Here is a 21,572-nt window from a genome sequence, read left to right on the forward strand (position 1 = left end):
TCAAATATAAGTTTAAAAGTGTTGGGAATACTTATTTTAATATTTCGCTAAGGAAAAGTTTTGCATGATTCCAAGATCTATCGGCGGCGACCTTATTATAAGCAGCACCCGAAGCTTTATTGTTTCCGGCCTCTGGCTCTGTAAAGGCGTGCACCGCATCAGAATATGAGATCATCTGCCAGTCGGCTTTGCGAGTGTTTAGCGAATTTATACATCCTTTGATATCTGCTTCTGCGACATAAGGATCATCGGCTCCATGGAGAATTAGAACTTTTGGCGAAATAAGACCTGACTGTTCAATCTTGTCGGCCATTAATCCACCGTGAAAAGACACTACTCCCTTTAAATTCAGATTTGCGTAAGCAGCTTCGATAGCCCCTGTACCACCAAAACAATAGCCGAAAATTGCAATATTATCAGGGTTAGCGCCACTTTTGATAAGTTCGTTGAGAGCCAAAACGATTCGGTTTTGGTATTCTAAGGGATTTGATTTATAATATCCAGAAATTTTTCCAGCTTCGTCGGTGTTTTTCGGATAATTTCCTTTTCCATAAATATCGGCAACAAAAGCGATGTATCCTAACTTTGATAATTCAGTTGCAACATTTTTTGAGTGATTATCTATTCCTTTCCAAGCCGGCAGGATTAAGACAGCGGGATTGTTGGTAGTTTTTTTGGCTGGTTTAATCGCCAATCCTTTAAGTTCTTGATTGCCATCTTTGTATGCTACCTCTTTAAGTTGGGCATTGCTTTGTACACTCATAAGTACTACAAATGTAAGCGGGAGTAATTTTTTTAATATCATAACATCAGGTTTTAAATATTGACAGTATGAATTTAAACAAAAAAAAGGAAGTTGGTAATAAGAGTTTAGATTTTTACAAATTCATTATGTAATTCGTCTACAAAATCTTGATTAATTGTAAATCCAGCAGTTGTTCCAGAAGCTGATGCCACAGAAAGTGCGCGGTGTTGTGCTGTGCAATCGCCTGCCGCATAAATATTTTGATGAGATGTTCTAAAGGTAGGGTCAACTTGAATATGTCCTGAGTCTGTGAATTTTAATCCTAACTGCTCAGCAATATCTGATTTTTGCTCGAAAGGAACAGATGCGTACATATAGGGAACATCTAAAGAACTTCCGTCACTGAAATTTATTTGAGAAAGATCACCATTCTTGTGGGTCAATGACGTAACCTTAGTTTCGATAAGTTGTATTTTTCTAAGTTTTAACGCAGCCATTTGCTCATCGTTTAACTCAGATTTCCCATCGGTTACTATTATTAAATCCTTGGTCCAATTGGTAAGTAAGATACTTAAATCGTGAGCTGCATCGCCATTGGCGTAAATAGCAGTTTTTTGATCTCTGGCTTCATAACCGTGGCAGTAAGGACAACTTAAGATAGTTTTTCCCCAGCATTCTTCCATGCCAGAAATCTCGGGCAGCACATCTTTTAGCCCTGTTGCAATTAAAATTGATTTGGCCGTAAATTTCCCCAATGACTTTGTTAGAACTTCAAATTTGTGTTCGATTACCTTTACTTCGAGAACTTCGTCCAAGAAAAAATCAACTAAATTATATTTCGCAATATCATTTTTGGTATTCTTAATTATAGTTGCTGGATTTTGCCCGTCGTTGGTTGAGAGGTTATACGATTTTAAAACATTGCGATTGCAAGGATTTTCAGTGTCGAAAACCGCAACCGTTCTTAGAGATCTAGCTAATGTTAGAGCAGCAGATAAACCCGCAATACTTCCTCCAATGATTATAGTGTCGAAAATTTTGCGGGTCATAGTAGTTGAATTGATATGAGTTTTACTTATATATTAAGTAAAAAGGTTTCTTTATTAAGTCCTGAACTGTGAAATTGGAAATTAGTATTTACAACGTCATTCAAAACCTTCTTTAGATTAGCAAAATTGTTTGGCTTGCGAATATATATATTGGCGCCATTTACAAAAGTATCCTCAATATCTCTATCTGTTGAAGATGTAGAATATATTGCAATACTTAAATTATTATATTTTGGATCTTTGCGAATATCCATTAAACATTCGACACCTGATTTATAGGGCATATTTAAATCTAAAAAGAGTATATCTGGTGTTTTGTTATCAGTACTGTTAAGGTAATCAATAAGACCTCTACCATCTTCAAGGCAGGTTAGCCTTGTTCCTATTTTTAGCTCACTTATAGCATCAGTAAACGTGCTGCGATCATCAGCATCATCATCAACGAGCAATATTTCAATTATTGGTTTAGTATTCATTTAGTTGTAACTAATTATCTGTTATAAAAATAATTTTAGATCAATATTGTATGCTCAAGAGCACGCTATAAAGGTTATTTATTTCATAGAAGCTGTCCTCCACTTTATGTATTAGTAGGAACAAATATACAAAAGTTTGAACCTTTTCCTACTTGCGACTTTACTTTGATGTATCCTTTATGATTTTGGGCAATTTTTTTACAGATAGCCAGTCCGATTCCTGTTCCTTCATATTCATTTTTACCGTGAAGACGCTGGAATAGTTCAAAAATTTTACTTTCATATTGTTGGTCAAAGCCGATTCCGTTGTCGCCGACACATATTTTCCACATTTTGCGCTTCGTATCTTGCTCATCAACAATCTTCTCGGCTTTAATAGTTATAATTGGATCTAAATCAGCTTTTTGGTATTTAATTCCATTCGCAATTAAATTTTGCAACAGTTGATGAAATTGCAGTGGAATGACGTTTAATGTTGGCAAACTATCGGAAATAATGGTTGTATTTGTGCTATAAATTTTTTCTTCCAAGTCAATTTTTATATCATCAATAATTGAGTTAAGGTTGGTGCGTTTAAAGTCCATACCATTCTCATCAGAGGTGGAATAGGTTAGGAGAGCTTGAATAAGATTCTGCATCCGTCCTGCAGCATTGCGCACTGTATTGAAATATTTGACTGAAACAGCAGACAAGTTTTTTTCGTCTTCTTCCAAAATTCTGCCTGTAAACAACTGAATTTTGCGCAAAGGTTCTTGTAGGTCATGAGATGCGATATAATTAAAAGACTGCAGCTCTCGATTATTATATTTAAGTTCCCGATTTTTTTCTTCCAAAATACTTTCGTTAATCTGTCGCTGTAATTCAAGTTCTATACGCTTAGAAGCAATATGAACGAAGGAGTTTACAAAACTGAGATTTTCAATTTTTGTTCCATGCACCACTGATATCAATCCGATGCATTTTTTGTTTTGGTTGAATAGAGGATAACCCAAATAACCTTCGGCATTTAATTCAACTAAAATATCACTATTTGGAAAAAGGTCGCGAATAGCATGCGTCTGCATATAAGGAACACCTTTCAGGATTTTCTGGCACGGTCCATTGTCAACTTTATATTTTAGATTTTTGATCAACTCCCCTTTGGAAGCAACCGAAAAACATTTGATAGATTTGCCATCATCATCGTGAACTACTTCGCCAAGCAAAATATAATCCATTCCTGTACGCTGTGAAAGCTCCATTACTAGCGAATCGAAAAATTCCTGTCCTGTTTTATAGGAAGAGAAGCTATCTGAAAATTCCTGAAGTATTCGCTCCTCAAATGCTAGGTTTTTTGCGGTCAATAATTCGTTAGAATGTTTTAATTGTTGCTCTGCTATCTTTTCGTCAGTTACTATTTTTACAATTACAGTAACAGAATTGTCAACTTTAGACATTACACTATTTATCCACATTGACTTTCCGTCAAGAGTATATTCTAAATCGTAATGTAGTGGCTCGGCAGTTGTCATGCATTTTAGAAACAGCTCAAAAACTCCATCTTCAAACATCTCAGGATATACCTCTTTGCAAGTTTTGCCTACAACATTTTGATGTTTAATATTAAACATTTTAGGAATCTCATCATTTGAATAAGTAATTAGAAAGTCTACTATCTTTCCTCCTTCAAAAATAGCTTCGTAGCGGGCAATTCCGTAACGTGTAGAATTTAATATAGAATTTAGTAGTGCTTGCGATTGTTGGAGTTCATATGTCTTTTCGGCAACCTGTATTTCTAATGCTTTAGAAAAGTCTCGTTCTGATTTTAATAATTTTGTCTTTGTAATATCCTCAATTGCAACTAGAATTAGCATGTCTTTTTTATCCTCACTAAGTATTTGTCGAGCATTGAGCATTAAAGTTCGCTTCTTATTGCCTCGCAGCGCAAGAGTTATTTTGTAAGACTCAATTATATGATGTTTGGGTAATATTTTTTCGAAGAGTGACCTTAATTCCGTGAAATCCCACTGATTATCATTTATTTCGAAAAAGGATTTTGAAATAATCTCATCATGCAAGGTATCAAAACATCGATGAAACGCGTCATTAGCAGTTATAATTCTAAAATCCTTATTCAAAACAAGCAGGCCTTCCCGCACTGTCTGCATTATCGATTCACTGTAGGTGCGAGCGGCAACTAATTGATCACTCTGTTCTACAATAAACTCGTCTTTTAATTGATTATCATCCAAAATTTCCGCAACAATGTGGGTTGTATCGGTACCTTGATGTGATGGCAAGCTAGCTGGAGATTCTTTCGCGATTTGCAGTGTAACGAGGTAATTTTTTTTAGCATTTACAAAGTATGGAATTACATTTAGAAATGCATTTTTCTGGCTTTCGCCAAAATTAATTTTGATATCTGCCAAAGGCTTCAACGAATTAGCACAAATTGTTAGGCAGTCCACTATTTGAACTATTAAATCATTTGAATAGTTTAATGAAATTATAAGATTATTCTCAAAAACACTTCCTTCGCAGAATAGTGAAACATTACCTTGAATCAGAAATGCTTCAAATTTTTGGTTGAAAGCAAATGCGATCGAATCGCCGGCGAGTTGAGATTTCTCACTTACTCCTACCAGATTATCGAAATTGCTTTCTTCTAAACCCTTGCTACCAAAGGCATGTTTCAACATTTCTTCAAATACTTTTATCTCGGAAGCACTACTTGTGATGTCGGTGCAATATATTTCTTTTAGATCTTTGAGCATTTTGTGAAAACGATTTTTTATTTTTTGTAAAGTCGATTGAACCAAATATACAATTTAGTTGAGACTAAGATTAGGTTGATGTAGTTAGATTTTATCTTCTTAAGCGTTACCATCAAATGAAAGTCACGAATTTTCTAAGTATTAAAATCTTTATCTGGTAGTTTAGGATATTTGATAATTATAATTTCTGCAAAATCACGTGTGTAAATTATCGAGATATTCTAAAAATAGATCTAAATTTACGAAATTTCAAGTTAGTTGAGATTTATGATTTCGTGAAGATAGCACTGTTGAGGTATTAATTACTTGATGCTAAGAAATTTAAGTAGTGGTACTGACAGCGGGCCAAAGAGTAAAAAAATAATTATTAAAAATAGTTGATTTTTTTTGCTCAAAAAGTTTTTAGAAGTCAAAAAAGGTTCTATATTTGCACTCGCAATCAGCAATGATAGCAACAGACTGGAGAAATGGCAGAGCGGTCGAATGCGGCAGTCTTGAAAACTGTTGACTGTAACAGGTCCGGGGGTTCGAATCCCTCTTTCTCCGCACAAAAGCCCCGAAACACTAGTGTTTACGGGGCTTTTCATTTATGGGTGTCGAATTAGGTGTTGTATTGCACCTTTTTAATTTTTACGCATCAGACAAAATTCTCCAAGTAATCTGAGTTTACAATTAAAGATTTTATTTTGTCAAGTTATTTTCTCTCGCATTTTACTGATATTCCTCCATTACTATTATCGCCTATTTAATTTAGGAGACTATAATTACCAAAATTCAATTCGAGATTTTATCGAAAATGCTGTTTTCTTTATGATTGTTAGGCATTCAAAAGCGAAGGATAGGTAAGTTTCTTGCTTTAATTTCTTTTGTTACCATCTACTAAAATTTGGACGATTATTTATATAAAAGATTGTGTTAAAAATCCTATTTTTACTGATTACCTAATCTTACAAAAATTACCCAACTATACAATGTCAAAAAATAACGCCAAAGCAGATATCGATTTTGAAAAAGAACTCTGGGATGCTGCCAATGAGTTAAGAGGAGCAGTATCTGAGAATAATTATAAGAATTATATTTTACCGCTTGTCTTTCTAAAACATCTTAGTGAACGCTACGAAATGGTTCACGGTGAAATTGCTGAAGCATTGCAAGATCCAAAATCGGAATATTACACTACAGATAAGGATGAAGTAAAATATGTACTCGAAGATGCGGACGAATACCGTTCTCGTAATACGTTTGTAGTTCCTAAAAAAGCGTCATGGCAATACTTGAAAGACAATGCTGAACAGGATGATATTAAAGTTATCATTGATGATGCCTTTGACGTCATTCAAGACTTACTTACCGAATATAATCCGCAGTTGAATAATTTACTTCCACGATTATTTGTGCGTTCTGAGTTATCAGCAAAACAAACTAGTGGCATTATCAATTTACTATCGCATCCTAAGTTCTCTGAAAAAGAAAATCCTGAAAGTGATATTCTAGGTCGTATTTACGAATTCTATATTGGACGTTTTGCAATGGCAGAAGGTTCTGGTGCGGGGCAGTTCTTTACACCAGGAAGTATCGTTCGTTTATTGGTTGAAATTCTAGAACCGTACAAAGGACGAATCTTTGATCCTGCTTGTGGAAGTGGTGGAATGTTTGTGCAAAGTTTAAAATTCATTAAAGAACACGGTGGAAACAAAAACGATATTTCCATTTACGGACAAGAAATGACCGCACAAACCTTGCGTCTGTGTTTGATGAATCTTCTACTAAGAGATTTATCTTTTGATATCAAACTTGGAAATTCTTTGCTAGACGATAAATTTCCAAAATTAAAAGCCGACTTTATTATTGCCAATCCTCCATTTAATGTGAGCAATTGGCATCCCGAAGATTTACCTGATGGTGATCCAAGATTATTTGGACCTAAAGAAGAATTTACTACCGATGGTTCTGCCAATTATATGTGGATGCAAACTTTTTGGCATCACTTGAGCGATACAGGAACCGCTGGGATAGTTATGGCAAATGGCGCAATGACTTCTAATACAAAAGGAGAAAAAAACGTGCGACAATATATGGTAGACAACAGTATGATTGATTGTATTGTTCGAATGCCAGACAAGTTATTTTTAACCACTGGAATTCCCGCTTGTTTATTTATTTTGAGCAAAAACCGTAATGGTAAAGATGGCGTACATCGCGAACGTAATAATGAGATTTTGTTTTTGGATGCTTCCAAATTAGGAACAATGGCAAGCCGAAAACTTCGTGTTTTTAGTGACGAAGATGTTAGTAAAATAGCAAATACCTACCACAATTGGAGAACAGTTGACAAAAGTTATGAAGATGTTGATGGTTTTAGCAAAGCTGCCACAATTGCCGATGTTCAAAAACAAGACTACAAACTAACTCCTGGAATCTATGTGGGTACCGAAGCTGAGGAAGATGATGGAATTTTATTTGAAGATAAAATGGATAGTTTGAAGGCCACTCTTTTAGAGCAATTTGAAAAAAGTGACCTATTGAAAAAACAGATTTTGGCTAATTTTGAAAAACTTTAAGGATGGAAGATTGGAAAACATATAAACTCTCTGATTTTATAGCTATTAACCCAGTAGTAAAATTGAAAGTTAATGAGAAATATTCGTTCATCGAAATGAAAGATTTAGATGCAAATTTAAAAACAGTAAAGCCTTCTGATTTTAAAACTTTAAAAGGTGGTGCTAAATTTCAGAATGGCGACACTTTATTTGCTCGCATAACTCCTTGCTTACAAAATGGAAAAATTTGTCAAGCAAAAGATTTACAAAATAACGTAGGTTTTGGTTCAACTGAATTCTTAATATTTAGGGGTATTAAAGAGGTTTCAGATTCAAATTTTATTTATTATCTATCAAGGGAACCTTTCGTCAGACAATTTGCAGAAGCTAATATGATTGGAACTTCTGGAAGGCAAAGAGTTGCTAAGGATGCTTTTAAAAACTTAGTATTAGAACTTCCCCCCTTAAAAGAACAAATAGCAATCGCCTCAATCCTTTCCGCTTTAGACGATAAAATCGAGCTCAATCTTCAAATGAACAAAACCTTAGAAGAAATGGCGATGGCTTTGTACAAACATTGGTTTGTAGAATTTGGCCCTTTTCAAAACGGAAAATTTGTAGATTCAGACTTGGGAATGATTCCTGAAGGTTGGGAAGTGAAGAGTATCGGAGAAGTTGTAAAAATTATAGGAGGATATGCTTTTAAAAGTAAAGATTTTTCAGAAGTAGGTGAAAAAGTAATTAAGATTAAAAACATATCAAACAATGTTGTTTCTATTATTGGTTCTGATTGCGTTCCTCAAGTAGTTGCGGAAAAAACGAACAGTAAATTCTCAATAAAGGCTGGAGCATATCTAGTTGCAATGACTGGTGCGGAAGTCGGTAAAGTTGGAATTGTTCCCGATTATCACCAGAGAATTTGGCTCAATCAACGTGTAGGAATGATTGCCGAACCAAAATTTAAATTTGCTGATAATTTAATTGGCAATTATTTGCAAAGTCAAGAATGCTATGAAATCATTCAAAATCTTGCATACGGAAGTGCTCAACCTAATATTAGTTCTTCTGGATTAGAAGGAATCTTGATATGCTTACCAGTTGATATTAGTATAATTACAGCATTTTTAGAAAATTTAAAAAGCTGGGATGATATGAAAGTTGATAATTACTCAGAAAATCAAACTCTCACAACCCTCCGCGAAACATTACTTCCCAAATTAATTAGCGGTGAAGTTCGTGTAAAAGATATTGATCAATTAGTAGAAGTAAGCCTATGAAAACTATGATTGAAAGTGCGGTACAAAAAGCTGCTATTGAGTGGTTACAGGATTTAGGTTTTACTTATAAAGAAGGAAATTCCTTAACTCGTGATTTAAAAAAGGTAGTACTTGAAGATGATTTGCGAAAATTTTTGCAAAACACCTATCAAGATGTTCCGGCAACGGCAATCAATGAAGCTTTGGCATTATTTACCCATCATTCGGGAATGGATACAGATCATCGTAACCGTGACTTTCATCGTAAAATGACCCAAGGTATTTCCATCACTTGGAAAGATAAAAATGATAAAGAATTTGCCAAACATATTTATCCTATCAATTATGCAGAACCAGAAAAAAATAGTTTCGTTTGTGCAGATGAAGTAACCATCATTGGTAAAAATACCCGTCGTACAGATTTAATAATTTTCATAAATGGTTTACCAATCATTGTTTTCGAATTTAAAAATATGTTCGCTCAAGAAGTCGGCGTCGATAACGCACACGGACAAATAGGACATTATTTATTAGACATTCCACAGCTTTGGGATTACAATGCACTAACAATTATTTCGGATGGTCGCGAAGCCTTGCACGGAATGTACAATTCGTCTCTCAAATGGTTTGCACCATGGAAAAGTTTGGATGGCGATAGTATCGAACGCAATATAGATCTGCAACTTGAGACTTTAATCAAAGGTTTATTTCCAAAAGATATTTTACTCAATTACTTAAAAAACTTTATTTTCCACGAAGACCACAACGGAAAAATCATCAAAAAAGGTGCAAAATACCATCAGTTTTGGGGAATTAATAAAGCAGTAGAATCTGCCATTACAAACATAAGGCCTAATGGAGATGGTCGTTTAGGAGTGATTTGGCACACACAAGGTTCAGGCAAAAGTATTTCGATGGCAATCCTAACGGGTATTTTACGTCAGTTGCCCGAAATGAAAAATCCAACCATTGTTATTCAGGTTGACCGTTCCGATTTAGATCTTCAGCTTTATGAGAGTTTTGTACTCTGCAAAGATTTAGTTGGCGATGTGCAACACGCTGATACTACAGATGAATTACGTCAATTATTGAGTACAGATGGCGGTGGAGTAATTTTCACCACCATCGAAAAATTCCGTTTAAAAGAATTGGAAAACGGAAAAGAAACAGAACATCCTGTGCTTTCAGAACGCTATAATTTAATAATTATGGCTGACGAAGCACATAGAACGCAATATGGTTTTAACGATGGTGGTTTTGCACAAAATATTCGTAGAGCATTACCAAATGCTTCATTTATAGGCTTTACAGGAACTCCCGTTGATGGCAAAGATGCCGATACGCAACAAGTTTTTGGAAAAACAATTCACACCTACGATATCAAACAAGCGGTAGAAGATGGAGCAACAGTTCCTATCTATTATGAACCCAAAATGGTTCCGCTAAATATAAATGCAGTTTACGCAGAAGAACTTGATCAAGTTGATGAAGAGGAAGAAGAAACAACGCACACCGTTTGGGCGGCGATTGAAGATGCGGCAGGTTCAGAAGAACGAGTGAAAACTGTAGCTGCTGATATTCTGCAACATTTTAATGCTCGAATCGAAACACTCGATGGAAAAGCAATGATTGTTTGTATGAGCCGAAGAAACTGCGTGAAAATGTACGATGCGATTACAGCTTTGAAGGGTTGTCCTGAAATTGCGGTAATTATGACTAGTAATATTGGAAAAGATCCCGTGTCTTGGAATGAGCACGTAAGAACCAAAGATAATATGGAAGCCATCAAAAAGCGTTTCCGAACTCCTGATGATCCATTAAAAATGGTAATTGTTCGTGATATGTGGCTGACTGGTTTTGACGCTCCGTGTGCGCATACAATGTATGTAGACAAGATTATGAAGGGTCACAACTTAATGCAAGCCATAGCGCGAGTAAACCGTGTCTTTGAAGACAAACCAAATGGTTTAGTAGTTGACTTTATTGGAATCTCGGGCTTTCTTGCCGAAGCTACAAAAAAGTATACTGGAAGCGGTGGTGAAGGAAAACCAACTATCGATATGGACGTGGCGGTGGAAATGTGCTTGCAACAGTTTGCTACGGTAAAAGCATTAATGGGTGATTTTGATGTGGAAGTTTTTAAGGATATGAAAGAATCTGAAAAGCTGAAATGGTCGAATGAACTTGTAAATAATTTACTTCAATCTGACCCAATAACAGATGCGTTTTTACTAGAAGAACGAAAGCTTACCGAATTAGTTGCAATGACTAATTCTGACAAACGTATTTGGGAAATTCAGGAAGAAGTGGGAATCATTCAGAAAATACGCGATGTAATTCGCAAAATCAAAATGCCCCCTGGACCACAACGCCAAAAAAATGACCGCATCAAAGATTTAATCAGCAAGTCAATTCAGTCTCAAAAGATTGTAGATTTAGCTGAAATGTATGATTTAGATAAAATAGATATTTCGATAATTGACGACCGCTTTCAAGCTATGGTCAAAGAAAAAGGTGGTGAAAACATAAAAGTCGAATTATTAAGACGAATTATCAATGACGAATTGAAAGTTCGAATGGTGAAGAACATTCGAAAAATGACCACTCTCAAAGAAGAGCTAGAAAAGGTCTTGAGCAGATATCACAAAAATAGTCTCGATTCGATTGCTGCAATAAAACATTTACTCGATATCGCCACAGAATTCCAAAACGACGACATCCGAACTAAAGAGTTAGGCTTAACCGAAGACGAACTAGCTTTTTACGACTTACTATCCGCAAACGAAAAGATTCTAAATCAAACAGGGCCAGTTCAGGATTTAGTGCATAGAGTCGTGGCTTTGGTAAAGAAAAATTTACAGCTCGATTGGACTAAAAAAGAAGATGCCAGATCAGCAATTAGATTAGCAGTTAAGAAGGAATTGAAGGGAAAAGTTCCGTTTTCTGAGTTGGATAATTTATTGAAAGAGGTGTTGGAACAAGCGGAGGGTCAGTATAAGGATTGGCCGATGATGGGGTAGGGATTAATGTAAGGTGGTGGTAAAATAAAATACGAATTTACATAATTGCAGAAAATTAATTTAAAATAACATTATTAGAAAATGAAACAAATCAACTGGTTGCAAATAAAGGAATCTTTGAAAGAAAATTTTATTGAACAAGATTTTACACCATACATAACATTTTCACATATTGATATAGACAGTGCGCTTGAAGTTTTCAAATATATATTAGATAAGAAAACTTCAAATCATAACGAGACAAAAGCTGTACTGGAAGCATTGCAGGCATATGCAGATGGTGAGCAGAATAAAGATGTTTTAGACAAACTGGTAATTAACTATGAACAATTTGCAAAAAAAATTCTACACCTTGTAGGAGAGCAATATACGCCGCCCGCTAGAAATAATCCAAGCGCGCCTGCTCTTGGATGGTGCTATAAAAAATTATTTGAAAAATTAGATATTCCTATAGCTAGAAGTGAAATTACGGAGTTTTATGCTAAAACACTAGATGGCAAAACTGAAACTCCTAATTTTGACTCATCTCATTTTTTAAATTTTTTAACAGATCTTAGCCCTCATGGCAAATCTCTGCATAGCATTTACCATCTGAGAAATTCACAAATTCATAATGGGCCTGCTATACTTACTAGACTTATTCCTAATCTAATTTTAGAGTGTATAAATTCTTACTTATATTTTAATTTTAAATTTTATGATGAATTATCAAATTCAATTCCAGCATCTGAGATGTTATCTCCACTTTCTGTAGAAATTAAGAATCTTGCATCATTAAGTGGTGGTGTTTACCAAATTAATATTGAAAATGAGGTGTTACGAGAAGGTATTATACAAACAATTGAAAATAAACTTAAAAAAGTAAATGTTTTATATCTTGAAGGTAGTGAAGGAATAGGAAAAACGATAGTGCTACATCAATTTATAGCAAAACATCCTAATTCGTGTTTTTCTCATTTTATCGATGGTAGAGACAAATCGACTTATACAACTCTATCTATTCTTCAAACTTTTTGCAATCAAATATATTTTTTTAATAAAAATACTGAACTTTCAGAGAACACAGGACTTGATAATATGTTGGACGAAGCATATTTGAAAAAATATTTTAATTCAGTTAATTTAAAATCTAGCAATAATAAATTTTTATATTTTATTTTGGATGGCTTCGACGAAATTAATGAAGAAAGTCAAATGGAAATAAAGGAACAAATCTTAGATTTTATTCCTTACAATCGGGAAAATATAAAACTTATTTTGACTGGCGTTGGTTCAAATAATATAATCCCTGATAGAATTAATTCAGATAATTGGGAAATATCAAGTCTTTCAAGTGAAGAATCAAAAACTATTTTTGGCAAAAATATTAAAGAAAGCGACTTTAGAAAAATAAATGAAATATGTAAAAATAATGCTGGAAAAATCGTTTTTATTAGAGAGTTAATTAAAACTGGAGACATTACAATTGAAAATATTACTCAAAATATCACAAATGATATTAATCAATTATTCACTTATTTATGGAATAAATATTATGATAAAAATATTGATTACCAAGGATTAATTTTAGCGATAGTAGCTTTTGAAGGAGAAAAGTATTCCGTAGATAAAATCTCAAAAATAATTATTGATCCGAAAAATGTATTAACAGAAGATCGAATCAAAGAAATTCTAAATAATATTCCGTTTGTAAGACGTAATCTAAGAGGCACATACGAATTTTTGTTTGAGGAGTTGACAATTTTTGCTAGAAAGAAATTAATCAATTATAAAAAAGTTATTGATGGAGTAATCATCGATTATCTAATTAGTAATTCAACTTCAAAAGAAGCGCTTGTAAATCTGCCTGAAATCTATAAAGAATCAGGGAAGATTGACGATCTAATAAAACTATTAGCAGAAGAAAGATGGAAACAACTTTTAGGACAGAGTGAAAGTATTAGCGATGTAATACGAGTTTCTACAACTGCTTTACAGGCCATAAATGAACATCATGAAAATAAATATATTCCGACAATTCTAAAATATGCAATTCTAAAATCTTCATTAAAAGAACTAAATCAAACTTCAATTTGGCAAAACGAAATAGCAGCTAACTTGAGTTTGGGTGATGAAATAAGCGCCATAAATTTAGCTAATATAGCTTTTCTTAAAGAGGATCGTTTGAAGCTATTTGCTTCAATTGCAAAAACATACACGCAGAAAGGCAAGGAAGTTCCAGCTAGCATTGACAAAAAAATAGTAGAGCTTTACACAGATATCGATTTTAGAAGAATAGGAATAGAATCTGTAGAAATAGCATCGTTACTAATGTATTCTAATTCAAAACTAGCTTTTCAGTTAATAGAAGATATGTCTGGAAATATGACAGATAATGATAATGCTTTTGACTGGGCGTTAGCACAAATATCTTTATCGGCATATAAAGATTTAAAAGAGAGTGAAGACGTCTCAAAAGAAGACTTAAATGCAAAAATTTATTCAAAGATTAGAAATCCGAAAATTAAAGAATTATCAAATGCTATTTTGTATCTGTCCGAAAATCAATCTTTAGAAGAAATTACTGTAAAAATCAAGGAATTAGAAAGTACTAGCCAAAAGTTATTCCTGATTAGAAATTGGATTTTGAACAATCGAGACAATGAAAATATTAGCAACATTATCGAGCTAGGAATTGAGTTAGTAGTCAACAAGAGTGATATGTATGTGCCGAAAGCAAATGATTTTAAAATCTTCTCAATTCCATTACCATATATAAAAGATAGAGAGAAAACCTTTGAATTAATAAAAAAGATCGAACAATATTTAGTTTCGATAGAGTTTTCATCAAGCACAAATGATATTCTAAATATTCAATTATTAATCGCCCAATCACTCTGTAATTTTGACTTTGAAGAGGGAGAAAAAAAGCTATCATCGATTTATGAAGAGATTTGTCAAATCACAGATTTGGCATTAAAAGCTAGTTGCTTAGCGATTTATGCTTCTGCTGCCACAAAAATAAAATTAAAATTTCCAGAAAAGGAAATTCATATTTATGCGGATTCTGCATTGGATGATATTATTAATTGTATAGACAATATTTTAAATCAAACAGCTGAACATTTTGAGATCGTTCAAGGAATAGTCACTAATTTGGTTACAACCTATCCGAACGCAGTTTTAGATATATGTCTTAAACTTAATAAATCGATTGATAGAGATAATGCATTGCTAGAAGCATCCACCCGCTATCTCAAACAAGATTTTGCTCAAATCAACATTGTAATACTTGACGATCTACTATCAAACATCTTTGATTTAGATATTAGGAAAATTGCAATTCATGAAATTATAACTAGAATAAATTCAGCTGATACAGAAAATATTTTACCAGTTCAATTTCACAAATATTTTAAGAAAGTCGACGAAATAATTGATAATGAGTCAAAATGTTCTCTCTACATTACTTTAATTTCTATCTTAGAGAAAGAAAAAGGGGATTCTACTAGTATTGCCGCTAAATTAAAACTCACTTGGAGTGAATTGGAAACAGCCGCGAGTAAAATTGAACTTGGTTTCGAAATAGCGTACAAAGCATCATTTTTAGAAAACAAATCACTGGCTAAAGAGTTTTTAGAATTAGCTAGGCAAGAAAAAGAAAGACCAGAACTCTTACTAGATTCGCCTAATACAGCTCAAGTATTTCAATTATGTATAGAATTAGCATTAAAACTATTTTCAGGTTTAATTGCTAAAAATAATTACAATGACACAGACATATCAAATCTTGAATCGTTGATAAGTTCACTACCATCTGAATCCCAGCAACTGCAAATGTGGACATTACTAATACTCAAAATTGCTCCAAAATCTGACGAAGTACTTCCAAAAAAATTGATTAATTTATATGTAATTCCAAAATTATCTAAGATTAAAAATAAAGGTGAACGTATTTCTATTATACTTGAAATCATTCCAGTTTTATACTTTATAGACGGTGATTTGTCAATTTTAGAAGAACTTCCAAGCGCAAAATTAAAAGATATAGCATTGTCGAATGTATGCAAATTTCTTTTGACAAAATGTATTCCAAATGAACTGTGTGATGATAATGATTTGGGATTTCCTCTAACATTTGAGACACTTAAGAAAATTTTAGCTCTGATTTCAAAGATGTCTAACGATTATTTTATCTCCTATCAAATTGATGAACTTAGAAAGTCAATTACTTCTAGTAAATCTAAAATAAGTTCTCAACAGATTATCGAGGTGAAAAAAATTATAGAGAAAATAGCTGACGAGAAATTACCTGATTCGAATAATATAAAACACAACGGATACAAAATACTTGTTAAAGCTTACGCAGTTGGTATTCAAAAGCAACCAAAAAAAGAAGAATGGGATACGATATTAAGTGAAATCGATGACGTACCTAACTTATCTGACAAGATTTTTTTATGGATTTCTATTTCATCAATAATTCCAAGTAGAATAGAATACGGAACTCTAAAACAAAACTTAATAAAGGATGCACATACGGCAGCATATACCTTGCCTTCATTTTTGGATACTGTTGGAAGAGTCTCGATGATTTTTAACAGTTTAAATTCAAAAAACGTAGAAGGGATCAATTTAAAAACATTGTTAGTTGAGTTTCTAGATGAACAAAAACTGAGAAATATAAATCCAAATTTGCGAAGTAAGTATCTTAATATACTAGACGTTGCCTACTCAGCAGACCCGACAATAGCAAAAGTTTTTATCAATATGTTCGACACTGATCCGGCGAGAAAAAACACAGGTACTTACTTAAATAACCATCTAAATTTTTTAGAATTTCAGTCAAAAATGAATCAAAAATTTACAGATTCACTAACGGAAAGGAGTATAATAGAGCAAAAACCAAATTATTTTGAAAGAATTATGGATAAAAAACTTGCTCGTCTAAATGCTACCAGTAAACCTGATGACGAACTTACTCCGAAAGATTTATTATATCAATTAAATCTTGCGTCTAACAGCTCGATTTATGTAAGTCACAATGCATTTTCATATTTTATAGAAAGACTAATAATCAAGTATGAAAATACTGATGAATCCGAGAAATTAATAAAAAAATCATTTTTTGACTTAATTGAAATTTGTAAAATTATAAAACTTTTATCAATTCGTAATGCAGATAAAATTAAGAGTTTGTTAGATGTTATGTCCGATGATTTTGTAAAGGATGAGATTGAAGATTTAGAAATTGTAAAATCTAAAATCGGAGAAAAGATTTATAACAATATAGTAATCCTATTTAGTAAAGATTTATCTAGTGACGAGATTTCTGAAATGCTTGATGTCGATTTGAAAGCTGTTGAAACTATTAAGCTATATATTTAATTTTTTTTCTATTTTAGCACTTTAAGTAATTAATTGGCGCGTAAGCTATCGTTACGGTTTTATCAGAAATTGCGACCTTCGGATAATACAACCATCTAACGATAGACCTTACGCCCGTGCCTTATATATAATTTGGCGCGGGCTATTGGTCTGTCTGGTTGTATAGGTTGTCGCAAACCTCTGATGAAGGATAAGATTTTGTAGTCCCGTGCCTCTTTCTACTATAAAATAAGGTTTAATCTAATTACTATTCTATGAAAAATTTATTCATTGTTGCTCTATTGAGCATCACTTCTTACGGTTTTTCGCAAACCAAATCAGATACTATAGCCAAATCCGCAAAGCTGGAAAATACTGCAGCTGTCGTCGAGACAAAAGAGCAGAAAAGAGATCGAATTCTAAAAGCAATGAGAGCTCGAAGTGAAAGAGCTCGAAGAATGATGAACAATTCTGCTGCATTCGATTCGGTCACTCCTAAAAAAAGTGATAAAGACACTTTTACTAAAGTCTTTCAAACTCAATAAAAATCAACTATAAATATCTTGCTATGGAAACAGACGATGACACACTTTTTAAAATAAGCCTTGCCTTTATCTCTGAAAATTTAGACACTTATTCAGACGAAATCCCCGATTATCTTATAGACTATTGGATGCTAAAAGATTTCGATATGAACAACATTGAAGGAGTTCCTCAATTTACGATTTTCACCTACGCGTTAATTGAGCACAACTCTAAAAAAGGCAACGAAGAATTTGAAATGCAGATTGAAGATTTTTTTGGATTATTTGAACAGTGGCAAACTTTATTAGTCGCTGTAAATTTAGAATTCCAAACTAATGCTGTTTTTAAACCATTCAAGTTATTTGATTTTTCTGATTATGATAATCCAGATCTTGAACTACTAGAAATTTAATACAATAAAGATAGAATTATAGTCTTATGTAAATATTAGCTGTGGCAATTTCGGAAATAACTTTTGGGTCCTCAAAAAGCCAAAAAAGTTATTCTGAAATTCGCTTGAGTTATTTCTTTTATGGATTTAGCTAATCCGAGAAATAAAGAAGGCAATCAAGCGACCTGGATTTATACAATTATATAAATCATCGTTATATAATTATATAAAAACTTATTATATAATTATATAAAAAACTGTTATACAATTATATAATAAAAATAGCTGTAATAATCTGTAGGTCAATTAGTTGTTGTTTAATTTAAAAAAAATTAGCGTTTAAATCTTCGTTTTCTTTTCGGTTCTTCGTCCTCTTCTGCTGAACCACCACTTTGCTGCAAAATTGAGTTTGAATAAGAGTATTCATTCTGTGTTTGAGCTTTAAAAATATTGCTGTCTTTTTCATCTTCATGAATGTTATAATCGGGAATATAAGCGCCAGAGTTTTCTATAGGCATCTTGGCAATTTCATTAAAAATGGCTGTAAATTGGTTGCCTAGTGGGTTGTAGATTTCGTTTGCGTCAATTTCTACAATCAATTCAGGCTTGATCAGACTATCTTTCTGCAGGCTCAGTATTTCATTAAATCTCTTTTGTTCTGGCGTCAAAAGTCCGAAGACTCCATTTTTATATTTTTGTTTTGAAATCATTTTAAACCGAGCCGTATCCTGGGCGAATTTATTTTTTGCTGATTCCAATTTTTCCCTGCAGTGCTTTTCAAAAGTTATTATAGCTTTTACATCTAACTGATTACCCTCGTATGTAAACTTCGATTTCTCATCGAATACAATATCATTCTTGGCAAAGATTTTCTTCATATCTGGACTAATTCCCGTCTTATAAGTGTCTATAATTTCTTTTAGACTAGAATCAAGTCTCGATGCCATTTTACCTGCAAACTGATTCACATTATTCTTTTCATTAAATTGATTTAAAGTCGCTAGGTTAGCTTCGAGTTGTTTCTTTATAAGTGCGCCTTTAAGTTGAATTTGAGTTCCTTTAACCGCAAGTCCTTCATATCTAAAAGATACTGCTATCTGCTGCTTTACATTTTCAGTGTGCCTAAGCTCGATGTTCAAATGTGATAATTGAATCTTTAGATCTTTAATAGTAGTGGTTCTTGGATTGTTTAAAATTTTCAAGACGTTTTTTTGAACAAAGTTTTTCTTGTCTTGAATGCCCACTTTTCTGTCTTTGATCATTTGAATTCTTGGTAGTCCTTTCTTTATCTCTCGATTCTCATTTATTTTGTAACCTTTTACTGGATCATAAATAAATGCTCTGGTTTTTTCTAAATAATTATCTAAGCCCATCTCCTTTTCTATTTTATCGACTGCGGTTCCTATTCTTAACTTGGAATTGCTATCAGATAATGTGATACCATCTAAACCAACACGATTTATAATAATATGATAGTGAGGATGCTTATCATTATGTTGTACAACAACATATTGATGATTGTCATTTTTCACTCCCATTTCATTCATTACCTTTTGAACAAATAATTTCTGGCTTTTCGATGAGATTTCATCAGCAGTTTTAAAGTTTACGGTAAGATGCATTACTGGCTTCTTGACGCGCTGATTTTCTTTGGCTTGCTCTCTAAATTCTTTTCCTAATGACAGGTAATCTGAAGCATAGACGTGATTTCTAAAAATTACTTCAGGTTTTTTTGAAACAGAATCCGGTGCGTAAATTCCTTGAGCTAAAATATATTCGGCTAATCCACTAAACGATTCTCCTGATTTATGAGCTTCTCCTATAGGCATTTTTAAGATGTATTAAAGTTGTTGTAAGTTCTTCCAGCAATCCTTTTGGTTGATACTGTTTCTGATGAAATAATTTTACTAGTTGATTAACATTGTTCGCGAGACCCGCTAATATTTTTCGCTCCTCCTTGGTGATATTTATTACCTCTCCATTGGTAAGCATAAATCTTGCAAATTCACTTAAAGTCCCTTTGCTTTCTAGTGCTCTAGCACTGATTATTTTTTTTTCATTTTCGGTAATTCGAAATTTTATAAATGTGTCTTTTTTTGGTTCCATAGGAAAATTTTAGTTTTTATGAAGTGTCATTTTTAAGAATTTTTAGCGAAGCGTATAAAAAATCTATCCCCGAAGGGCAAGTTTGTCTATTGTGTAAACATGTAACGAAGTGAAGTGTACCCACAATAGACACCGCTTGCTAAATGAAGCTTAATATCAATAGTTTTAGTGCTTCCACTTTATCACTGGATTGTTGTGATTTAATCTTTACAATCGATTTCTTCTCCATTGCTAAATGTCAAATCAAAAAATTCCACCAGAGTTTTTAAATTATTGTTTTTCTGATATAAATTAAGAAATGATTTTTGCTGTTTCGATAGAATCCTCTCAGGTGCACGTTGTAAGCTTTGCAAAAAATAATCAGCAATATCTAATCCTTCAGCTCTTTGAAAATTTGTAGAATTTTGTTCTAGCAGATTTGAGATTTTAATATCAAAGCCCATTTTCTGATATACTTCACATTTAGCTTTCCATTGTTCGAAAGGGGAGGAGCTTTTAAGATTTAATCCTAAATCTGGATAAAGGATGATTTTTCTATCTTTTAATACTTTCAATTTTTTGATATTTAACCCACCTAAACTTCCCGTTGCCATCCACAAATATTTATCAAAAAGTAAACTCATAATACAAGCAGTTTTCTCAGATTCTACGATTGCAATGGTATTATCATATTTGCCAATTAGATGTAGACCAAACAGGCACTGATCTAAATTAAAATTCTCTATATCTCCACTCTTTCGCTGGATTGAATGAATCCAATTGATATACTTTGTTCGTTTGCCATTTTCATTATAACCTATGATTTTACCACCTCGGACTTTTTGATCCTGATCTACCTGCCAAAAAATAGTAGAATTGAACCAGTTGTTCACTGTACCAATTCGATAATCAATTAAAAGATTTTCAACGCTCATTTTTCCAAAATGACTTTGTAGAAATAAAATGAAATTATTCTTGTCATAATCCTTTAATGTGTTTTCAACATCTTTCAAATTATGAAATGAAGTTTTTTGATGAACTAAAGATTTACGTTCTATGTTTTTTGTAAGAGCTTCGTAGTTGCTTCCAGTATCTTTAAAGAATTGCTTTGGAGGATAATGATATGCACAATTTATTTCACGATCACATCTGCCAACATTGTCTGCCAGCAACTCTCCACTTGCTGAATCGACATATCGAACGAATCTTTTTTCACCACACGAAGGGCACTTAATTTTCTGTGATTTTTTTTCTAAGGTATATTTAAACATAGTAGGTTGCATTTTATTCATTATGTTCACTATCGAGCTATAGCACGGTTTTTTACACATTTCGTTGTGCATTATCTCTGCATTATAGACTGCACTTTCAATTCTATCAGTAAAT

The 21,572-nt window shown here is 33.1% G+C and carries 13 protein-coding genes and 1 tRNA gene; 7 read left to right on the forward strand and 7 right to left on the reverse strand.

What is annotated here, in order from left to right:
* Positions 1-31: 31 nt before the first annotated feature.
* The 4 genes from SBO79_RS08855 to SBO79_RS08870 form a co-directional block, all read right to left on the reverse strand.
* Complete coding sequence (locus SBO79_RS08855; protein WP_318640059.1) at positions 32-805, reverse strand: dienelactone hydrolase family protein; 774 nt, start codon at positions 803-805, stop codon at positions 32-34.
* Between the two features lie 65 nt (positions 806-870).
* A complete protein-coding gene (locus SBO79_RS08860; RefSeq protein WP_318640060.1) occupies positions 871-1,794 on the reverse strand; it encodes an NAD(P)/FAD-dependent oxidoreductase in 924 nt (307 codons plus the stop codon).
* A 26-nt stretch (positions 1,795-1,820) separates the two neighbouring features.
* Positions 1,821-2,270, reverse strand: coding sequence for a response regulator (locus tag SBO79_RS08865; RefSeq protein ID WP_318640061.1), 450 nt, complete (start codon positions 2,268-2,270; stop codon positions 1,821-1,823).
* 104 nt (positions 2,271-2,374) lie between these two features.
* Positions 2,375-5,023 (reverse strand): PAS domain-containing sensor histidine kinase, encoded by a 2,649-nt coding sequence (locus tag SBO79_RS08870; protein ID WP_318640062.1) that lies wholly within the window; start codon positions 5,021-5,023, stop codon positions 2,375-2,377.
* Positions 5,024-5,484: 461 nt separating this feature from the next.
* On the opposite strand from SBO79_RS08870, the gene SBO79_RS08875 reads away from it, so the two are divergent.
* From SBO79_RS08875 to SBO79_RS08905, 7 genes are all read left to right on the forward strand, one after another.
* Positions 5,485-5,569 (forward strand) — tRNA-Ser (locus tag SBO79_RS08875).
* A gap of 425 nt (positions 5,570-5,994) precedes the next feature.
* Positions 5,995-7,584, forward strand: a complete 1,590-nt coding sequence (locus SBO79_RS08880; RefSeq protein ID WP_318640063.1) for a type I restriction-modification system subunit M — start codon at positions 5,995-5,997, stop codon at positions 7,582-7,584.
* A gap of 2 nt (positions 7,585-7,586) precedes the next feature.
* Positions 7,587-8,840, forward strand: coding sequence for a restriction endonuclease subunit S (locus SBO79_RS08885; protein ID WP_318640064.1), 1,254 nt, complete (start codon positions 7,587-7,589; stop codon positions 8,838-8,840).
* Positions 8,837-11,839, forward strand: a complete 3,003-nt coding sequence (locus SBO79_RS08890) for a type I restriction endonuclease subunit R (RefSeq protein ID WP_318640065.1) — start codon at positions 8,837-8,839, stop codon at positions 11,837-11,839. Before SBO79_RS08885 ends, SBO79_RS08890 begins: the two co-directional genes overlap by 4 nt.
* Positions 11,840-11,920: 81 nt before the next feature.
* Positions 11,921-17,206, forward strand: a complete 5,286-nt coding sequence (locus SBO79_RS08895) for a P-loop domain-containing protein (RefSeq protein ID WP_318640066.1) — start codon at positions 11,921-11,923, stop codon at positions 17,204-17,206.
* A 254-nt stretch (positions 17,207-17,460) separates the two neighbouring features.
* Positions 17,461-17,730: a hypothetical protein gene (locus SBO79_RS08900; RefSeq protein WP_318640067.1), complete on the forward strand. Its 270-nt coding sequence runs from the start codon at positions 17,461-17,463 to the stop codon at positions 17,728-17,730.
* A gap of 23 nt (positions 17,731-17,753) precedes the next feature.
* The gene (locus SBO79_RS08905) at positions 17,754-18,122 is read left to right on the forward strand and encodes a hypothetical protein (protein ID WP_318640068.1); all 369 of its coding nucleotides are present in this window, start codon (positions 17,754-17,756) and stop codon (positions 18,120-18,122) included.
* Positions 18,123-18,433: 311 nt separating this feature from the next.
* Here SBO79_RS08905 and SBO79_RS08910 read toward each other — a convergent pair whose 3' ends face one another.
* From SBO79_RS08910 to SBO79_RS08920, 3 genes are all read right to left on the reverse strand, one after another.
* Positions 18,434-19,930: a relaxase/mobilization nuclease domain-containing protein gene (locus tag SBO79_RS08910; protein ID WP_318640069.1), complete on the reverse strand. Its 1,497-nt coding sequence runs from the start codon at positions 19,928-19,930 to the stop codon at positions 18,434-18,436.
* Positions 19,908-20,207: a plasmid mobilization protein gene (locus tag SBO79_RS08915; protein ID WP_318640070.1), complete on the reverse strand. Its 300-nt coding sequence runs from the start codon at positions 20,205-20,207 to the stop codon at positions 19,908-19,910. The genes SBO79_RS08910 and SBO79_RS08915 overlap by 23 nt, the downstream gene beginning before the upstream one ends.
* Positions 20,208-20,407: 200 nt before the next feature.
* On the reverse strand, positions 20,408-21,457 hold the full coding sequence (locus tag SBO79_RS08920) for a DUF6371 domain-containing protein (RefSeq protein WP_318640071.1): 1,050 nt from the start codon (positions 21,455-21,457) through the stop codon (positions 20,408-20,410).
* Positions 21,458-21,572 lie beyond the last annotated feature (115 nt).

Source organism: Flavobacterium ardleyense, assembly GCF_033547075.1.
GTDB classification, from domain to species: Bacteria; Bacteroidota; Bacteroidia; order Flavobacteriales; family Flavobacteriaceae; genus Flavobacterium; species Flavobacterium ardleyense_A.